Here is an 18317-nt window from a genome sequence, read left to right as displayed (position 1 = left end):
CGGTAACAGTTTACTAAATACACGTAACTCTCACCCTTTACTTTTTGGAGGCCACGTTTCTTCGCCTTAAGTTCACGATCAGTCATTGCCGTTAATTTTTCGATCCAATCCTCTGAACCCAAGGGTCATCCCGTTGTTTCCGACTGAGGAAGTCTTTTGAATGCCTCGTTAACATCTTCCTGAGCAAGAAAGGTTTCGAAGTCACCATAACGATTTAGCACAGGTGCAACCTTGACCAACTCGTTGTCCTGCGCTGACAAGTGACTGGCAACACTCGACCAGCACCAATCTTCTGCCCGCTCAACCAATCCAGCACGAACCGGGCTCATCGAGAGACGTATCGCACGGCGGCATGCGCTAGGTGTTCCACATCTATCACAATTGAGCCAAACCACCCTTGCCATAAATGCCCTGTCACTTGCAGGCGAGCATTTATATATCCGGTATAACGCCGATGTGCATCGGCAAAAGTGCGGCGTAATCCATCTTCATCCGAAGGAACAATAATGATATGCACATGATTGGGCATCAAGTAGTAGCACCAAATCTCTGTTTCGGCCTTTCGGGCTGCCTCCCCTAGCAATACCCCATAAAGTTCGTAGTCACCATCCTCAAAGAATGTTCGAGCGCGACGATTTCCACGTTGTGTCACATGATGTGGATAGCCGGGAATTACAATACGAGGTAAATATGGAATAATTAGTGTATTTAGTAAGCTATCGTCGTAATTCTACTTATTTCTCAAGCATTGTTCAGACAATGGCATATAGAAAAACACAGCGGCGAATCGAAGAAGACTTCGATTCGCCGCTCGTTGAAAGTAGCATCAACCCCAGCTTCTTTTAAAAGATCTAAAAGCTACTCCTGGAATTGGCTTGAATTTTTAGTGGATCGTTTATTTTCCTTTCTTCATCGCATCACAACTATCGAGGAAGGCTTGCCGTCCAGCTTCATCGTTCTTAAAAGCTGTAAGGGATGACTCCAGTCCTCTTCCTGCACAATTTTCCGAACTTGCTTCGGGAACTCCGCCACAACCGATCAGTGCGATACTTAGGCCAATAATACAAGCGACGCTAAATTTAAAATTCATCTAAAATTTTCCTCTATAAAATATTCACTATGGCTTAATGGTTAAACTCGATTTCTCAATCGTTTGGCGCTGGCCCGGCCATTCGAACCCAACGGTATAATTCTACATGAATCCTCATAGTCATAGTATTTCTGTCATGCTTTAGGCTGGATGGAACAAAAGGAGATTACCGTCATGTCATGGAGTCTAAAGAATTGGCACCGGAACCACATTCTTCAGCAAGAAGGAATACCCGATCCCATCTGGCAGAAGCTAATTCACCTGCGCTGTCTGAAAGGGCTCAATCCTGAGGAGCTCTCGCGCTTGCGTGATTGCGCCACACTGTTTCTGCATGACAAGCAAATTTATGGCGCGCACGAACTGGAAATTACCGATGAAATGCGTGTGACGATTGCACTGCAGGCTTGCATTCTGATTCTGAATCTTGACCTGGATTACTATCAGAACTGGAGCCAGATTATTGTGTACCCCGGTGAATTTATTCTGGATTACGATTATGCGGATGAATTTGGTGTTGTGCATCATGTGCATCGCGTCGCATCGGGCGAAGCCTGGTCTGCCGGGCCGGTAATTCTTTCCTGGCAGGATGCAGCAGATACCGATACCCATCCCGGGCATAATGTAGTCATCCATGAATTCGCACACAAGATTGACATGCTGTACGAAGGCGCCAACGGCTGCCCGGAGTTGCACGCCAACATGAGCGCGTATACCTGGCATGAAGTATTCAGCAGTGCCTATGCCAAATTCTGCCATCAGGTCGATAAGCGACATGAAACCATCATTGATCCGTACGCGGCGGAGAGTCCGGCAGAGTTTTTCGCGGTATTGAGTGAAGTATTTTTTGAACTGCCGCTAATCACCCAGCAATACTTTCCCTCTGTTTATGAACAGTTGGCACTGTTTTACCGCCAGGATCCGGCGCAGCGCTGGCGTTGATCGGATACTAGTTTTTATCCGATTTTATTGACGCATGTTTTTTCACAGCGTCAAGATCAATTTCTGTGTACGCACTGACGACAAAATCTGCTTTCTCTAATTTTCCGGGATCATAGGTTGTAGTGATCGCAATGCACCACATCCCGGCGCTTTTTGCGGCGTCAATCCCATGCGGCGCATCTTCAATGACGACGCAGTTTTCCGGCGATGACTGGAGTTGCTGCGCTGCGTACAGAAAAATGTCGGGATTGGGTTTGGAGCGATAGCCTACTTTATCCAGCGTGTAGATTTTGTTCTCAAACAGCGTCGAAAGACTAAGTCGCTGATCCACTTGCTTCAGCAGATCTTGATCCATCGATGTTGCGATACAGGTTTTGTAGCGGTTGCGCACGGATTCGTAGAATTCAAGAAATCCGGAGATGAAGCTGGTTTCATGAATAAAAAGATCCTGCACGATATCTGCACGCTCTTGCGCTAACGTTTCGGTATCTCCTGCAAACTGATACGCTTGTCTCATCACTTCCACCCCTTCGGCAAGCGTCCGTCCGGTGAGTAATGGTTTGATCCGTTCCCGGTCATAGACAAAGCCCCTACGCTGCAAAAAGATTTCCTGACCCTTGTCCCAAATCGCTTCCGTGTCAATCACAATGCCTTCCGCATCAAAGATAATCGTATCAATCATGACATTGCGCTCAAATTAGAATCGTTCATGTAAAACAGCATTTTATTTTTTTAATAGCCCCCCAAGGCTGCTTAATAATTCTTTGAAAGTTTTTTCTTTAATATGGCCATAGACCAGGAGGGCAGCTAACAACATCACGACAAAAAAGGTAAAGGACAGAAGACCGAATTTCTCGGTAACCATCAAATAAAAACCAAGCCCGGAGAGCAGGGTTGCAAATCCCATGATGATGATAACCGGGGCGATTTTCCAGCCGGTGGATTCAGACCGGGATTCCGGCGTGCGCGCAGGAAGATCCGGATATTCCGTACCGGCATGCTTTTGCAAAACAGCCAAGGCAGGCAATGCTTTTGCTGTGGCCCAGGAAAATAATCGCGGCCCATAAAAAGCCCCGGTGTTTTCATCGATCTTGTCTTTAAGGCTATGCATAGCTTCATGCGCCAATGCGCTTTTCTTATCATCCAAATTCTCCGATCCGAGAAGAAGCCGCATCAACAAGGTATCGGTCATGAACATAAAGCCATAACCGCCGGTTTGGCCATGCGCAATTTTGGTTTGGTCAATTTCCACCCATTCTTCTCGCAACCTGATGGCTTTATCCGGATTCCGCAGCAGCCATTCGATGGCCTGTTTTTCCTGTTCCAGAAATGGACTTAAATTATTGTTGCGCGCAATTTGTAATACCAATGCAGCATGGATTGTGTGTACGCCCTGCAGGGGCCCCGGCGCACCGAATGAGCCGCGAATTTCATCTCCCCCATCGTTGTAATAAGCATTCACCAAATGTTGCAGACTTTCTGATATCTGGCTTTGATAAGCGCCAGGATAGGCATCGTAGGCATCCAGCAAAGCTGTCAGCGCAAAACAAGTCGGCATCAGTGCATCGGGCTTACCTCGGGCGTAACTCCAGCCTTTTGTATTTTCATTTCTGCGCCCAAGCAGCCAGATCAGCGCCAATTGCACCGGGCCTTCGTCAATCCCCTTACCGGCTTTGATGAGCGCCTGAATCGCATAGCAAGTACGCACCAAGTCAGGAATATCGATGGTTTTACCGTCATCCGTGGTTAACCCCCGTGGCCACGAACCAGCATCTTGGCCATCCACTGTTTGATGTTTCAGAAGAAAATCAACCGCGCCGCGGATCGAGCTAGTGCCCGCATGACAAATCCCGCTATCGATCAAAGCAATCATCGCCTCGGCAGTATTCAGTACATTGACATGACTGCCGCGACGCTCGCCCCATCCCTTCGATTCACTATCCTGCTGCTGTTCCAGCCATCGGCCCGCATTTTTGATAATTTCAGTGATCTGAGTCATGCAATCCCCTTCGAAATTTTTTGCCGCCAGAATCGTCACTCTGGTGACACACATTTGGCACATTGGCCGCCCGGAATTTCCGTGCGCATGCGTGACGCCATGCTAAAAAATTAATCTGCAGTATGGCAGGATGTGCCGATGCTGGAAAGTGCATCAGTCGAAGGATGATTTTTTTCAGGGAATGTCCAGATTGTAATGTCTATATTCGCAATTCCCCACATGAATATCCCTTAGTTGAGAATCTTCGACGCCGCCCTCAAAATAGGCGACAAATACCCGCATGGTTTCTTCATGCGCGACTATAAGCAGGTTTTTATCCTGCTGCGCTTTTAACCAGTCGATAAAGCGCAAAACACGCTGCTTGTGATCCAGCAAAGACTCACCGCCATTTACGCGCGCCCGGAGCGGATCATGACTAATCGCTGCGAAATAATCCGATACCGGTTCACGATCTCCGCCGTTTGGCGCGTTCGTGGCAGAGGCGAAACCAGAATGCGCTCAAATGCCACCTCTCGTAGCGCCAACGCTGCCGATTGCGCTTGTGCGATGCCTGCCTCCGTTAAATAAACATCCCTGGCGGGGTCGTCGTTACACAGACCGAGGTCGTTATAGTTCGTGCGCCCGTGGCGCACGCAGTAGAAGTTCATGTGAATTTAAAAAACTTACAGTGCATTACAAGATACGATTCCTTGGCTAGTTGATTACCAATTTTCACTCAATCGATCTTTATTGGTGATTTGATATCTCCATAATTCATTTGCCAATTTCTAATTGACACGCCACACTTTCAATCATATAGTCAACAGCACGATTAAACAAGCGATTAAAAATGATTACAGCCAATGATCTAAAAACGAAAGGAATTGCCTGCCTGGAAGAAAGCTTGGCGGATAAAACGGAAGACATCATCACTGTGCGCGGCAAAGAATGTTTTGTCGTGATGAAAATCGAGCAATATCATTATCTGCGTGAGATGGAATTGGAAGCTGCCCTTTACGAAGCACGGCAGGATCTGGCGTCCGGTCAATTCAGCAAAGATACGATCGATCAACATGTCGAGGACCTGTTTCCTAAATGAGCTACACGCTCATCTTCACCGGCAGTTATAAGAAACGCGCCAAACGCTTTGCACAGAAACACCCGGAATTAAAAGAGCCTTATCGAAAAACCTTGCAATTACTGGCTTTTAATCCATACCATCCTTCCCTGAGAATCCACCCGTTAAAAGGCAAATTGTCAGCGTTACATTCGGTATCGATTAATCTCAGTTACCGCATTACGCTTGAAATACTGATTACTGAAAAAGAAATTATTCTGGTTAATGTGGGGAGTCATGAGGATGTGTATCAGGCGGGGTAGGTGCGCTACTTTGCACCGCCACAAAATTTTCAGTGCGCGGCCCTTATGGCTTTCCTACCCAATCCACCAGCTCGGAATAACCAGCCAATGTAGTGTCAGCAGTCACAAAGCGGGCTGGCATGGCTAATGCCTGAGCAATCAACAAACGATCAAATGGATCCGTGTGTATCATCGGCAGACGCGCAACGCCCGCAGCGTGCTCGGAAGAAACAGGCATCTCAATGAAACCGGTCATTTCCGCACCGTCGGCAATTCCTTTGGCTGAATAATGAAATTTAATTTTTCCCAATGCCGACTTAATCGCAATTTCCCAAATGCTGGCCGCACTAAAATACACTTCGACAGACGGCGATTCCAACTGCGTTCTCAGGGAATGAGGCAATCGATCAGGCGTATCCAGCGCCCATAGCAGAATATGCGTATCGAGCAGCAATCGCATTGTTAGCGATTTTAGCGATTCTCAGAGGATGGTTCGATAGCTCCACTCTGAAATTGCATCGCCACATCCTCGGGTAATACGGCATCGAAATCTTCCGGAACATTCAACTGCCCCTTGAATATACCCAAGCTTCGAGGGGCAGATAAGCTGTGCAGCGGCACTAATTTAGCAATGGGCTTCCCCGCTTTAGCGATGATGATTTCCTCACCGGCTGCAGCCTTCTCGATAAATCGGGATAAATGGGTTTTTGCTTCATGGATGTTGATGGTAAGCATATTGGTATTTTCTTATCACAGGGATTAACTGGACTAAGTTTAGTCAAGTTAGCTCATTAAGTCAAAACTCACTACTCACTACACATGACATAAATCCACTGCCGCATATTCAATAGCAAAAACGATACAATGCGGTTTTTCTCTCGTTAGCCAACGAATAAGAAAGGGGAATATCCATGAAAATCGATATTGATCAATTGAATGAATCAGAACTCATTGATCTTAACAGACGAATCGTTGAACGACTTCGCTTTCTCCGCCAAATGCGAGCTCACACAAGCATGCTTGCATTCTCAATTGGTGACAAAGTTTGCTTCGAGCCTGACAATGAACCTCCGGTATTTGGAATCATTACGCGCTACAACAAAAAAACTGTCTCCATCCTTGCCGAAGATGGCAATAAATGGACCGTATCGCCACAACTTCTGCGTAGAATCACTGACATTTCTTAATCCGACCAAGCTGATTATAGCCAACGATCTAAAGACCAAAGAATTGCGTGCCTGTAAGAAGATCTGGCGGATAAGACGGAAGACATTATCACCGTGCGCAGCAAGGGATGTTTTGTCGTCATGTGAATCGAGCAAAGCCACTATCTGCGTGAAGTAGGATTGGAAGTCGCGCCCCTTCGTTCGCAAACAATAAATTGCTTATTTCCCGAACGTTTCCTTGTCGTAAATGGCTACGCCAACCCGATCGATATGCGCAACTAGGTCGACATTTTCAAGCTGGCGATATTGCGATAAATCCACGGTATAAGGCAGCATCAAATCGTCAATCTGATCTTCAATCTGCATGAATTCGGCGAATGAAATCTCGCTGCCTTTGATGGTCAGATCAATATCGGAACCTGCACGGTAATTTCCTTTGGCGCGTGAACCGTAAATCAGTACCGAATCGATGGCAGCATACTGCGCGAATACACTGTTGAGTTTTTCCAATGTGGTGGACGATAAACCAAATGCGCGCTCCTGGTTCACGGCAGATACTTTTCCATTTCTGTTTTCAGCGTGACGAACAGCGGATAGTAGTTGCGGATAATCGTATCTACCAACAGCTCGGCTGTACGCTCGTCGTAGGTATGCGATGAGATATTGCGGCTTTGAATCATCGCCATCCACTGCTCACCATCGCTGATGAGTTCAACTTTAAACGCTTCACGGGTCGCGTCTTTTGAACCTTTGATATTTTGGTTGCCCTGATCCCGCAAGAAATCTTTCAACATATTCCAAGCTAATTCATGGGTAAATTCGAATGCCTGGATGACACCCTGTTTTTCCAATTGGCTGAGTGCACGTTGTTTGCTGAGATCAACTGCGCTTTGCAGTTGCAGCAAGGCTTTTTTGTAGTTCGCAAATCGCTGCTGCCAGCGAATATCCAGATTGTCCATTTTAGGCTTATCGGTTGATTGAGAAGAAATTTATAGTCGTCATTATAGCTGTGGCGTATCCCCATTTATCAACTCGTGATTAGCCAGAGACTGTTGAAGAGCGTATTCAAGACAGCCAATTTCCTCACAAAAACCGGTTAAAAAGTGCAACTTTAAATTTTGGCTTCTGCTGATACATCGAAGTTGCTTGCAGTAGATTCAGCTTACAAAATATTAGGTAGAGTCATCAGATGGCGACGCGACATGGCGATAACCAAATAAAATCAGAAAGGCTCCAATGAACCCTAGAACCAATCCACAAAGAAGAAAGTATCGATACGGAACGGCGAATGCCGAACGGTTAGTAACCCATTCACGAAAGCGAAGACGCTTCGCCTTGGATTGATCTGCCCGTAAGCGCCCACCTTCCTCCGCATCCCCCGCTAGCAAGACGATGCGGATTTCATCCAGAGGCATAGCACGAGGAAATTCGATCAACAGCTCTTTCCCAGATGGATGAGGATAGCTAATAACCTGTGCGGTTATGTCTTCTCTGCCAAGGGAAACGTCGTCAAAAATTGGACTCTTGGCGACAGGAAAAACTTGCACTAAGGCGTGTTCAAGATTCTCGAGGAAACCCGAAGTCGACCTAACCCCACTCAGCAGTGGAATTGGGAGAACGGCAACAATCAATCCCATAAACATTAGAATCGCTGCCATTCGATGCCGATCCCTGACTAGGGCCATAGCTGTACCACCTAAATGCAATCAGACTTACGAAATGAAACAATATATTTTTTCAGAAATATTTCAATCATTGCCACCCCATGATCTATCTTCATTCATTAAGGTAATACCTCAACATAAGTTTCATCATATCAAACTTCGTTAGATCCACAAATTAGATGCTTCGAAACAATTAGTCAAAACACGTAAAACTGGTGCGAATGCAGAAAACCTCAATATTTAATTGATTACGCAGAGCTTTGTTTCTTAACTCAATCAAGTGCTTGTGAAAATGTAACGTATATGATTAACCTGGTACCCAGAATCAGTATTAGTTCCATCAGAAATTGCACCGATCCGCTCCAGTAACTTGAGGCTTGCTTGATTAGCTGAATCGACGTATGCGACGGCAACTTTTCCATTCGCTGCAGCGAGGCGCACAAGGAATGGCACAACCACCCTAGCTATCCCTTTCCTAAGATGCGTTTGAGTAAGCAAGATATATAACTCAACCTCGAGCGACCCTCTTTTTTCAAGAAGACCACAGCGGCCAATAAAGGTATTTGTCTCAGAATCTGCAACAACTAAGAGCGAAGTGCAAGGAGAATAATTACGTAAGCTGCTCAGGAGATCTTGCTCTGTCCTATTACTGGGCCCACCGACATATTGCTTTATCTCTGCATTCTTTTCCATAGCGATATATGCCACATGATCTTGGGCTTCAAGGTAACGGACTGTAGCATTTCCAAGGTCGATAGGAATCATTATTAGTACATTTATTAAAATTAGACTTCCGAAATGCCCCGACATATCGCCTCAACAAGTCGCTCGTATTTGTAAGATATACCTATAAGTTAAAGGGCATTTCACCGATTTTTATTCGAGGCTATATGAATGTGCCGGTGCAATGCGCTTTGCTTTTTAGCACTCTACCTCAACTACCCCGGCTTCCCATCCACCCTTTGCCGCCAGTAAATCGGCGCATACTTAGCCGCCCAAAATACAAAACAACCTAGCCAAGCAAGTCCTGCAGCCACATACAACATCGGTGCGATCATTGGCACGATATCCGCCAATATTCTCAGTACTGTGGCCGCTTGAAAACTTAAGAACAGAATCCAGGTCATGTGATCCAGTTCCAGTGGGCGTCCCGAGTGCCCGAGCGTGACGCGTGACGCCATCGCCAGGATCATACTGGCAAAATAGCCAATCGCCAGTGCATGCAAGGGTGCCAGGCCGAGCAGCATGCTGCCGGATAGTATATACACCAGGCTTTGCACTGCGTACAGCAACATGGCAACACCCAGCCAGGCGAATGAAACATGCAATACCGCCAGTAAGCTCACGCGGAAGCTGCGCAGGAATCCCCAGCGGTACGATAAATAAAATGCACAGCCCGCCAGCGGAAAATCAACAATCCACAGATAGGCTGGCATATCCAGCGATTGCAGGCAGCCATGCGCACCAATACAAGCCAGCATTAACCAGAGCATCCAGTAGGGTCTGATTAATACGTAGTTGTCCAATACCCGGCTGGAGAAAAATGGAATCATGCGGTGCGAAACGGTCAGCACGATCGGCAACAGAAAAAACCAGATGCCCGCATGGCGCGCAAAATCGAGCGCCGCCGGGCTTTCGGTGACCAGCCACAACAAATACGCAGCCATACCCAGCCAACCCATGAGTAATGCGGCACTGGTTACGCGCGCATGGCGTTTGTCCTGAGCAGGCGCGGTGCCCAACAAGATGCGGAATAACACATAAACCGCAACGCCCCATCCGGCCAGCATGATCTCTACACCCATGATAATGATCACTTTGTGCGTCAATAGCCCGACATAAAACAACACAACGCCGATCGCCATCAATAAACTGGTAGCCATGTACTCACTCGGCTTTACTTTGTCGCCATTCAACCAGCTCGGGTACGTGGTAAACAAAAAACCAAAAATAAAGAACGGGAAAAAACCATAGACCATCAGGAAAGCATGCGCCCAAGTCGGGGCGATGCTCCAAACTGTGGCGGATCCCATTAGGGCATAGCGCCCGGTCAGATCAAACACCCACCAAAGCAGTGTCAGCACGCCTTGTAGCGCGCCGGCAAGAAACAAGCTGCGATGCGGCGCAGCCGAAATATGATCGCGAACGGTCGGCGGTATGGTCATTCGAGCTCCTTATGGGCACTTCTATAAATCCAAATTTCGTCACAACACTTTGTTGCTCACAAAAAATGTTTCCTTACATATCAATTATATGCTGCGTCACCATTTTTTGCTTGCGCCTCGTTTTGTTTGGAACTTTGAATTTTTAGAAGTGCCCTTATGAAATATGCATTTCTTCATAGTTCTAACTATCTCTTTAATTATCCAGATCAATTATTTCTCTTAAACCGGGTTATTTGCTATGATGCATGTCCTGCTTTGCGCAACGAATCTTCATGCTCAATATTGATCTGCATTGTCATTCCACAATTTCTGATGGTTTATTAACACCCGTTCAACTGGTCGAACGCGCCGCGCTACGCGGTGTTGAAACGCTGGCTTTGACCGATCATGACGACATCGCCGGGTTGGTAGAAGCGCGCCAGACAGCCGCCGCGAAAAATATCACATTTATAAACGGCGTGGAAATATCCGTCAGTTGGCGCGGCCGTACCTTGCACATTGTCGGACTGGACATTGATCCAGAGTATACGCCACTCATCGAAGGTCTGACCGCTATCCGCGCAGGCCGTTCGCAACGTGCCGCAAATATCGCTGCAGAACTCGAAAAAATCGGTATCCACGGCAGCTTGGAAGGCGCTTATGCCCATGTGGGCGAACGGCGCTTGATCGGGCGCACGCATTTTGCCCGTTTCCTGGTTGAGCAAGGCTATGCCAAAGACGTAAAATCCGTATTTAAAAAATATCTGGTAAAAGGCAAGCCGGGATATACTCCGCACGAATGGGCGGCACTCAGTGATGCGGTAAGCTGGATCTGCGGCAGCGGGGGGTGTGCAATCATCGCGCATCCGGGGCGCTATGATTTGGGTAAAAATGTACTCAATGATTTACTCGATGAATTTTGTGCGCTGGGTGGATCGGCCATTGAGGTGGTCACGTCGAGTCACACGCCTGAGCAGGTTCGTCACTTTGCGCAACATGCGCAAAACAAGAATCTGATGGCCTCATGCGGCTCAGATTTTCATGGTCCGGGCGAAAGCTTTCACGATCTGGGACAATTACCCGAATTTCCGCAGGGATGCACACCCGTTTGGCATCACTGGAAAAACACAATAGCAACCGAACTTGTATAATCTTTTGATAGACTGATTTAACACTCATTTAATCCAGATACAGTCCTTACTGTGGCCCAATTCTTCTCTATTCACACCGACACACCGCATTTACGCCTGATCAAACAGGCCGTAACGATCGTACGCAGCGGCGGAATCATCGTTTACCCCACGGATTCCTGCTATGCCCTGGGTTGTCACCTCGGTGATAAAAACGCGATGGCGCGTATCCGCACTATCCGGCAAGTGGATGAGCGCCATCATTTCACGCTGGTGTGCCGGGATCTGGCAGAAATTTCAACCTACGCAAAAGTCGACAACAGCCAGTACCGGTTACTCAAAGCCACGACGCCCGGCAGCTACACGTTTATTTTACAGGCAACGCGGGAAGTTCCGCGCCGCATGCAACACCCGAAACGCAATACCATCGGCCTGCGCATTCCCGATCATCCAGTCGTTCTGGCGCTGCTGGAAGAACTCGGCGAGCCATTACTGAGTTCTACGTTAATATTACCGGAAGACGAATTTCCGCTGAATGATGCGGAAGAAATCCGCGAGCGCCTGGAGCATCAGGTTGAACTGATCATGGATGCCGGTTCCTGCGGAATAGAAATGACCACCGTGATTGATTTGACGACCGATGTACCCGAATTGATCCGTCCAGGTAAAGGCCGTCTCGAACCGTTTGGATTCAGTCATGGATGAAATTATTCAAGGCATTGCCATTTATGCCTTACCGGTTATTTTTGCCATCACTATGCACGAAGCGGCGCATGGTTATATTGCCAAGCATTTTGGTGACTTCACTGCCTTTAATGAAGGACGCATCAGCCTCAACCCGATCCGACATATTGACCTCATCGGCACGATTTTGGTACCGCTGACGTTATTCGTTCTCAGCAAGATGACGATCGGCGCGGGATTTCTATTTGGCTGGGCCAAACCGGTACCGGTTAATTTTTCTAACTTGCGTCAGCCGAAACGCGACATGTTGTGGGTAGCTGCAGCCGGACCCGGCGCCAATCTGCTGATGGCGCTTTTTTGGGCTTTGATGATTAAATTAGCCATTACCATGCCCGAAAGCAGTTTCGCAAAACCGCTAGCGCTGATGGGAATCGCAGGGATCGAAATCAATGTCATCCTGATGGTGCTTAACCTGCTGCCACTCCCGCCTTTGGACGGCGGCCGCATGGCCATCAGTCTGCTGCCACACCGCTTGGCTTACCCGTTTTCCCGGATCGAACCTTACGGCTTTATCATATTATTGGGATTGTTATTCAGCGGTGTGCTGGGTACGGTGATTGGGCCTATGATTACCTGGACTAAAATAATTATTGTGTCAATTTTTGGGTTATATATCTAACAACGTTTTACATTTAGGATATCAAAATGTTTGCTGATCGCGTTTTATCAGGCATGCGCCCCACCGGCAGCCTGCATTTAGGACATTATCATGGCGTATTAAAAAATTGGGTAAAATTGCAGCAGCAATATGAATGCCTGTTTTTTGTCGCGGATTGGCATGCTTTGACCACCCATTACGACACGCCGGAAATTATCGAACAGAATGTCTGGGATATGGTGATTGATTGGCTGGCTGCGGGCGTTGATCCCTCGCAGGCGATTTTGTTCATTCAGTCCAAAGTCCCTGCCCACGCCGAACTGTATTTATTGCTGTCGATGATGACACCGCTCGGCTGGCTGGAACGCGTGCCCACGTATAAAGACCAGCAGGAAAAATTGTCCGAGAAAGATCTCAGCACCTATGGTTTTCTTGGCTATCCGCTGCTGCAAAGCGCGGATATTCTGATTTACCGCGCCAATCTGGTTCCCGTCGGGGAAGATCAAGCACCGCACCTGGAATTTACACGCGAAATTTCGCGCCGCTTCAATCATATTTATGGCAAAGAACTCGGCTTTGAAGAAAAAGCGGAATTAGCCGTCAAAAAGCTGGGCTCAAAGAAATCAAAACTGTATACCGAGTTGCGCAATCTGTATCAAGAGCAGGGCGATGAACATGCATTGGAAGAAGCCCAATCATTACTGAATGAGCAACAGAATCTCAGCCTGGGCGACCGGGAACGCTTATTTGGTTATCTTGAAGGCGGCGGCAAAATGATTCTTACCGAGCCGGAAACATTGCTCACCGAAGCCTCCAGAATGCCCGGCCTGGATGGTCAGAAAATGTCCAAATCCTATAACAACACCATCAGTTTGCGCGAAGACCCGGAAAGCATCCGAAGAAAAGTCCGTACCATGCCGACGGATCCGGCGCGAGTGCGGCGTAGCGATCCGGGTGATCCTGCCAGATGCCCGGTTTGGCAATTCCATTTGGTTTATTCCGATGATAACACCCGTGAATGGGTACAGCGCGGTTGCAAGAACGCGGAAATTGGCTGCCTGGATTGCAAATCGCCCATCATCGACAAAATTCTGGCTGAACAGGCACCGATGTATGAGCGCATTATGAAGTACGAAGAAGATCCCACCCTGGTGCGCAACATCATTGCGGATGGTTGTGAGAAAGCCAACAAACTGGCCGAAGAGACCATGCGTGACATACGCGAAGCCATGGGACTCAGTTATTCCTGATAAACCTTGCAATCGGGCAATTGAATCGATCACCACCCAATGAGCAACAGGCAGCAGTGAATTCCGTTATTGATTCTGTTGAACCCCATCCGTTCGCTAAAATCTGTGGCGAGCCGTTGCTGGAGATTCCGCAGGATTTGTATATCCCGCCTGACGCACTCGAAATTTTCCTGGACACCTTCCAGGGTCCGCTGGACTTATTGTTATATCTGATCCGCAAACATAATCTGGAAATTCTGGATATTCCGATGGCCGAGCTCACCCTGCAATATATGGCCTATGTTGAAATGATGCGCACTGATCAACTGGAACTGGCAGCGGAATATCTGCTCATGACCGCGTTGCTGATTGAAATCAAGTCACGCATGTTATTACCCAACCCAAAAACAGCAACAGAAGAAGAACATGATCCGCGCGCCGAGCTGGTGCGTCGTTTACTCGAATACGAGCAAATGAAAAAGGCCGCATTACGCCTCAATGAATTGCCGCAAGCTGAGCGTGACTTTAGCATCATTCAGATGTGGATCGAGCAAAATACAGTCGAACAATTACCCAGTATCCACACGGATGATTTGTACCATGCCTGGGTCGCCATTCTGACGCGCGCCAAAGTCAACCGCCATCATCAAATCAAGCGTGAAACCCTTTCTGTGCGTGCCTATATGAGCCAAGTGCTGCGCGATTTGCGCGGGCACAAACAGGTTGAATTCTATGACTTGTTCAGCCCCTCAGCGACTGTCGCTGAAGTTGTTGTCACTTTTCTGGCGATCCTGGAACTGGCCAAGGAATTGTTGCTGGAAATTTCTCAGGTAAAAGATTCTGGAATGATTTATGTCTGCGCCATTGATGCCGCTTCATCAGCCTGACCCATTGGACTCGCTGAGTCTCGCGAAAACCAGGCAGATTCTGGAAGCAGCATTGCTGGCGGCACAGGATCCTTTGCCCATTAGTGAGTTAAAAAAGCTATTCCATAATGAAATAAGCGCTGCCGTGCTTTCCAAATTACTGGAAGAAATCCGCGAAAAATGGAGTGATAGCGGCGTTGAACTGGTCACGGTAGCTAGCGGCTGGCGGTTCCAGACCAAAGCGGCCATGCAACCGTATCTGGATCGGTTGACCCCGCAAAAAGTACCGCGTTACTCACGCGCGGTTCTGGAAACCCTCGCCATCATTGCCTATCGCCAGCCCGTGACACGCGGTGATATTGAAGAAATCCGTGGCGTGGGTGTTTCCAGTTCGGTGCTCAGAACACTCATTGCGCGCGGCTGGATTGAAGCTGTCGGACATCGTAACGTACCCGGAAAACCGGAATTGTTCGCCACCACACAGCATTTTCTGGATGATCTGAATCTGCGCTCGCTAGAAGAACTTCCACCACTGGAAGAGATGAAATCCTTGATTGAGTCCAGCGACAAGAATCAGGGCCTGCCTTTTGAAGAACCGGAAGAATCCGGTCACTGAGATTTTGCCGCCCGCTGCGCTTCAATCAATGCCGGAGTCAAGTGTGGCGCAATCACCTGCAGCAATTGCCCGAATATTTTGGGATTGCCAGCAATAATTTGTCCGCTTTCCAATTGTGTCTCATTGCCTTCCAGATCACCGACCAATCCACCGGCTTCGGTAATCAGCAGACAACCGGCGGCCATGTCCCATGGCGCCAAGCCAATTTCCCAAAAACCATCATAACGTCCGTTCGCCACATAGGCCAAATCCAACGCAGCAGAACCCGGCCGGCGAATTCCCGCTATGCGTGGAACAATGTCCTTCAAAATGGCAATATAAGCGTCCAGATGCGTCAGATCACGAAATGGAATGCCCGTACCGATCAAACAATCCTCAAGCCGGGTACGTTTACTGACACGAATCCGGCGATCATTCAGAAAGGCACCGCCACCTCGGCTAGCCGTAAATAATTCATTATTGGTTGGATCGTAAACCACTGCATGGCTGAGCATACCTTTATGCTTGACTGCAATGGAAACCGAATATTTTGGAAAACCATGCAGGAAATTGGTCGTACCATCGAGTGGATCAATAATCCACTGATATTCTGAATTTTTTTCATCGCCCCGGCGACCACTCTCTTCCGCCAGAATCGCGTGATCGGGATAAGCCGCTAGCAAAACCTTGATAATAGCGTCTTCAGCCGCACCATCCACTTCACTCACATAATCACTGTGTGATTTTTTCGACACATTGAGCAAATCCAGATTCTGTGAAGCCTGATTAATAATACTACCGGCACGGCGCGCGGCTTTCACCGCGATGGTTAGCATTGGATGCATATTTTTGATTCAGAATTTAACAGAAAGAAGCGCGATTCTAATATGAATCCACCTTGCACGCTTGATTTTATGGATTTGCAGATAATCGGCCGCAATCAAGAATCTGTCTGCTATGTTGCAAGAGTGTACCGGAAAATCAAAAAAACCCACATTCCGATATCGAAATGCGGGTTTTTAAAAAACACCAGCAATACCCAGATACTACTTAGGTATTTTTTAGCCCTGCATACGACGGCGTGCTGAGAAACCGATTAAACCAAGACCAGCCAGCAACATGGCATAGGTTTCTGGTTCTGGAACAGCCATGATGTATTCGTAACCAAAAGTAACCGAATGTTGACTAGCGATGGTACCGAGGTCATAAGCCAGGTTAATCGACGAGTCAGCGAAACCATAATCACCAGGTGCTTGTGCGGCAGCTAGCATCAGCGCTGGATCAACTGGGCTGCAGCAGTTAGAACCAACAAAAGGATTGATCGCAAATGCCGATGCGCTTGTTGTATTAGCCAGCGTTAACGACCATCCATCCAAACTTGTGGCCGTTACAGAACCTGCATTTCCTGTCGCATTGATTACGTTAGTTGTGTCAAACCCAAGACCAACCGGAACACCTTGATCCGGGTCAATACCAACACCCCATTGAACGTCAGTTGCTGTAGCACCAGTATTGTTCGTCAGTTGAACCTGGACAGCCACATGACCGCTTGTTGGAATGCTTACCGTTTCAATAAAGCTCCAGCCACCACTAAAACTAGCAGTAAGCACTAAATTGCCGCCCGAAAACACGATTGAAGAAATAAATGGATTCGATGCATCTGTTCCAAATGGAGCACCCACCGACTCATCTGCTACCGCAACAGACGAACCATTGGCATTGAACGAGTAATTTGATGCCCATGTACCGAGGTTAACAAATTCCCTTCCCAAATAGCTCATGCCAAGGGCTGTTGTATTTGAAAAATAACCGGCATCAGCGATTGTAGCTGAGGTGCCCGCTCCATCAGTAATTACAGCTGCAGCATTTGCTGAAGAAACAAACGCGCCACATAATGCTATTGCTACTACTTGCGCCAGTAGATTTTTTCTAAATTTCATAATTCTTACTCCTAATAAAGTTCTAAGACTACTCAGGCCAACAATATATATACTTCAACAGGTCATTGAAAAAACGTATTCGAGGTAACCGATGCAAAGCAGAAACAGGAGAAAAATCGCAGTTTATGTATAATAAATAAGCATCTGCGCCTATTTTCAACATCACAGCGGCAACGCAGATAGTTTTCCAGCGGTCTGTTAGAAGTACAGCCTATTCTGCTTACAAAACAACTTTATTGATATAAGCATTATGCTTATTTTACAGAAAATTTGTTTGTAGAAAATAGTTTATGTGCAATATTGACTAATTACTCCCTAAAAATCCTATTTTTCCATCCTATCGTTATCCGCCGCATTAAGGAATTGCAACACATTCATTGGTCTACCTAACCGTTTAGGTGTTGTCGAGAACTCCGTCCACATAGACCCAGTAGCCGGTTCTATAGCATTCCGCTGCGCAGTATTTCTGCCTATTTCTGAAAAGAACACTAGGTATGGCCGTCACACGATCAAAGCACCCGCGTCGAAGCTAAGGCGATCACGCCGATACTTTTGCAGCAAAACTTCTTCGGGATTCTGTTGATACCAATCTGAATAACAAGAACGGCAGCGATATCCATCTCTTTTCATTGCTTAGGGAAACGCTGAATAACTCATCGCGCAGTAGAGATCAAGCCGAGTGATCATGTAATATTGCGATAATTTGCCCAATTTTGACCTGAATCGCATCATTTTTTGCATTATTACCCTCATTTCTTGTTTTCAAGGCGCAACTAGGCTGCCTGTTCTGCATAGCCACCGGCGAGCCAACAGCAAATTGGCAAGCCCGAACAGCGAGAACATCTGAGCGGTATTTTTGACCAATCCCTTGTAGC

25 protein-coding genes and 2 pseudogenes are annotated in these 18317 nt (G+C 47.4%); 10 read left to right on the top strand and 17 right to left on the bottom strand.

The window, feature by feature from the left end; genetic code table 11:
* Nucleotides 1–125: 125 nt before the first annotated feature.
* From QZ942_RS01475 to QZ942_RS01465, 3 genes are all read right to left on the bottom strand, one after another.
* Nucleotides 126–329 carry a hypothetical protein gene (locus tag QZ942_RS01475; RefSeq protein WP_292992789.1) on the bottom strand — a complete coding sequence of 68 codons (204 nt, stop codon included), beginning with the start codon at nt 327–329 and terminating at the stop codon, nt 126–128.
* A complete protein-coding gene (locus QZ942_RS01470) occupies nt 326–652 on the bottom strand; it encodes a transposase (RefSeq protein ID WP_292992788.1) in 327 nt (108 codons plus the stop codon). Before QZ942_RS01470 ends, QZ942_RS01475 begins: the two co-directional genes overlap by 4 nt.
* 243 nt (nt 653–895) lie before the next feature.
* A complete protein-coding gene (locus QZ942_RS01465) occupies nt 896–1090 on the bottom strand; it encodes an entry exclusion lipoprotein TrbK (protein WP_292992787.1) in 195 nt (64 codons plus the stop codon).
* A 174-nt stretch (nt 1091–1264) separates the two neighbouring features.
* Here QZ942_RS01465 and QZ942_RS01460 point away from each other — a divergent pair, with 174 nt between their 5' ends.
* A complete protein-coding gene (locus QZ942_RS01460) occupies nt 1265–2029 on the top strand; it encodes a M90 family metallopeptidase (RefSeq protein ID WP_292992786.1) in 765 nt (254 codons plus the stop codon).
* Between the two features lie 7 nt (nt 2030–2036).
* Here QZ942_RS01460 and QZ942_RS01455 read toward each other — a convergent pair whose 3' ends face one another.
* The 3 genes and pseudogenes from QZ942_RS01455 to QZ942_RS14005 form a co-directional block, all read right to left on the bottom strand.
* Nucleotides 2037–2711, bottom strand: coding sequence for an HAD family phosphatase (locus QZ942_RS01455; protein ID WP_292992784.1), 675 nt, complete (start codon nt 2709–2711; stop codon nt 2037–2039).
* Nucleotides 2712–2753: 42 nt separating this feature from the next.
* Nucleotides 2754–4028: a prenyltransferase/squalene oxidase repeat-containing protein gene (locus QZ942_RS01450; RefSeq protein WP_292992782.1), complete on the bottom strand. Its 1275-nt coding sequence runs from the start codon at nt 4026–4028 to the stop codon at nt 2754–2756.
* Between the two features lie 174 nt (nt 4029–4202).
* Nucleotides 4203–4675, bottom strand: a pseudogene (locus QZ942_RS14005) (histidine phosphatase family protein).
* Nucleotides 4676–4857: 182 nt separating this feature from the next.
* On the opposite strand from QZ942_RS14005, the gene QZ942_RS01435 reads away from it, so the two are divergent.
* Together QZ942_RS01435 and QZ942_RS01430 are read left to right on the top strand one after the other, a co-directional pair.
* Nucleotides 4858–5106 carry a type II toxin-antitoxin system Phd/YefM family antitoxin gene (locus tag QZ942_RS01435; RefSeq protein ID WP_292992780.1) on the top strand — a complete coding sequence of 83 codons (249 nt, stop codon included), beginning with the start codon at nt 4858–4860 and terminating at the stop codon, nt 5104–5106.
* Complete coding sequence (locus tag QZ942_RS01430; RefSeq protein WP_292992779.1) at nt 5103–5387, top strand: plasmid stabilization protein; 285 nt, start codon at nt 5103–5105, stop codon at nt 5385–5387. The genes QZ942_RS01435 and QZ942_RS01430 overlap by 4 nt, the downstream gene beginning before the upstream one ends.
* A gap of 43 nt (nt 5388–5430) precedes the next feature.
* On the opposite strand, the gene QZ942_RS01425 is transcribed toward QZ942_RS01430, so the two are convergent.
* Nucleotides 5431–5826, bottom strand: a complete 396-nt coding sequence (locus QZ942_RS01425; RefSeq protein ID WP_292992778.1) for a type II toxin-antitoxin system VapC family toxin — start codon at nt 5824–5826, stop codon at nt 5431–5433.
* Nucleotides 5827–5837: 11 nt separating this feature from the next.
* A complete protein-coding gene (locus QZ942_RS01420; RefSeq protein WP_292992776.1) occupies nt 5838–6101 on the bottom strand; it encodes a type II toxin-antitoxin system Phd/YefM family antitoxin in 264 nt (87 codons plus the stop codon).
* A 176-nt stretch (nt 6102–6277) separates the two neighbouring features.
* Here QZ942_RS01420 and QZ942_RS01415 point away from each other — a divergent pair, with 176 nt between their 5' ends.
* Complete coding sequence (locus QZ942_RS01415) at nt 6278–6553, top strand: hypothetical protein (protein WP_013967340.1); 276 nt, start codon at nt 6278–6280, stop codon at nt 6551–6553.
* Nucleotides 6554–6751: 198 nt separating this feature from the next.
* Here QZ942_RS01415 and QZ942_RS01410 read toward each other — a convergent pair whose 3' ends face one another.
* The 5 genes from QZ942_RS01410 to QZ942_RS01390 all read right to left on the bottom strand — a co-directional run bounded on the left by QZ942_RS01410 (nt 6752) and on the right by QZ942_RS01390 (nt 10361).
* Entirely contained in the window at nt 6752–7081 is a 330-nt protein-coding gene (locus QZ942_RS01410; RefSeq protein ID WP_292992774.1) for a nucleotidyltransferase domain-containing protein, read from the bottom strand.
* A complete protein-coding gene (locus QZ942_RS01405) occupies nt 7078–7491 on the bottom strand; it encodes a nucleotidyltransferase substrate binding protein (protein ID WP_292992772.1) in 414 nt (137 codons plus the stop codon). The genes QZ942_RS01410 and QZ942_RS01405 overlap by 4 nt, the downstream gene beginning before the upstream one ends.
* 213 nt (nt 7492–7704) lie before the next feature.
* Nucleotides 7705–8190, bottom strand: a complete 486-nt coding sequence (locus QZ942_RS01400; RefSeq protein WP_292992770.1) for a hypothetical protein — start codon at nt 8188–8190, stop codon at nt 7705–7707.
* 282 nt (nt 8191–8472) lie between these two features.
* Nucleotides 8473–8961: a GNAT family N-acetyltransferase gene (locus tag QZ942_RS01395; protein WP_292992769.1), complete on the bottom strand. Its 489-nt coding sequence runs from the start codon at nt 8959–8961 to the stop codon at nt 8473–8475.
* Between the two features lie 173 nt (nt 8962–9134).
* Nucleotides 9135–10361, bottom strand: coding sequence for an NnrS family protein (locus QZ942_RS01390; protein WP_292992767.1), 1227 nt, complete (start codon nt 10359–10361; stop codon nt 9135–9137).
* 272 nt (nt 10362–10633) lie between these two features.
* On the opposite strand from QZ942_RS01390, the gene QZ942_RS01385 reads away from it, so the two are divergent.
* From QZ942_RS01385 to scpB, 6 genes are read left to right on the top strand one after another with little or no spacing between them, the layout of a single operon-like run.
* Nucleotides 10634–11491 (top strand): 3',5'-nucleoside bisphosphate phosphatase, encoded by an 858-nt coding sequence (locus QZ942_RS01385; RefSeq protein WP_292992766.1) that lies wholly within the window; start codon nt 10634–10636, stop codon nt 11489–11491.
* Nucleotides 11492–11542: 51 nt separating this feature from the next.
* Entirely contained in the window at nt 11543–12175 is a 633-nt protein-coding gene (locus QZ942_RS01380) for an L-threonylcarbamoyladenylate synthase (RefSeq protein ID WP_292992765.1), read from the top strand.
* Nucleotides 12168–12833 (top strand): site-2 protease family protein, encoded by a 666-nt coding sequence (locus QZ942_RS01375; RefSeq protein WP_292992764.1) that lies wholly within the window; start codon nt 12168–12170, stop codon nt 12831–12833. Before QZ942_RS01380 ends, QZ942_RS01375 begins: the two co-directional genes overlap by 8 nt.
* Nucleotides 12834–12859: 26 nt before the next feature.
* Nucleotides 12860–14062 carry a tryptophan--tRNA ligase gene (locus QZ942_RS01370; RefSeq protein ID WP_292992763.1) on the top strand — a complete coding sequence of 401 codons (1203 nt, stop codon included), beginning with the start codon at nt 12860–12862 and terminating at the stop codon, nt 14060–14062.
* Nucleotides 14063–14118: 56 nt separating this feature from the next.
* Nucleotides 14119–14928 carry a ScpA family protein gene (locus tag QZ942_RS01365; protein ID WP_292992808.1) on the top strand — a complete coding sequence of 270 codons (810 nt, stop codon included), beginning with the start codon at nt 14119–14121 and terminating at the stop codon, nt 14926–14928.
* Nucleotides 14894–15523 carry an SMC-Scp complex subunit ScpB gene (scpB, locus tag QZ942_RS01360; protein ID WP_292992762.1) on the top strand — a complete coding sequence of 210 codons (630 nt, stop codon included), beginning with the start codon at nt 14894–14896 and terminating at the stop codon, nt 15521–15523. Before QZ942_RS01365 ends, scpB begins: the two co-directional genes overlap by 35 nt.
* On the opposite strand, the gene QZ942_RS01355 is transcribed toward scpB, so the two are convergent.
* The 4 genes and pseudogenes from QZ942_RS01355 to QZ942_RS01340 all read right to left on the bottom strand — a co-directional run.
* Nucleotides 15517–16347 (bottom strand): inositol monophosphatase family protein, encoded by an 831-nt coding sequence (locus QZ942_RS01355; RefSeq protein WP_292992761.1) that lies wholly within the window; start codon nt 16345–16347, stop codon nt 15517–15519. The two genes, scpB and QZ942_RS01355, sit on opposite strands and share 7 nt — an antisense overlap.
* Before the next feature lie 216 nt (nt 16348–16563).
* Entirely contained in the window at nt 16564–17442 is an 879-nt protein-coding gene (locus tag QZ942_RS01350; protein ID WP_292992760.1) for a PEP-CTERM sorting domain-containing protein, read from the bottom strand.
* Between the two features lie 501 nt (nt 17443–17943).
* Complete coding sequence (locus tag QZ942_RS01345) at nt 17944–18072, bottom strand: hypothetical protein (protein WP_292992759.1); 129 nt, start codon at nt 18070–18072, stop codon at nt 17944–17946.
* A gap of 132 nt (nt 18073–18204) precedes the next feature.
* Nucleotides 18205–18317 (bottom strand): annotated as a pseudogene (locus tag QZ942_RS01340) (IS5/IS1182 family transposase); the annotation flags it as partial.

Origin of the sequence: Nitrosomonas sp., from assembly GCF_021731985.1 — a bacterium.
GTDB lineage: Bacteria > Pseudomonadota > Gammaproteobacteria > Burkholderiales > Nitrosomonadaceae > Nitrosomonas.
The sequence above is the reverse complement of the archived record's forward strand: the minus strand, read 5'-3'. Positions and strand labels throughout refer to the sequence as shown.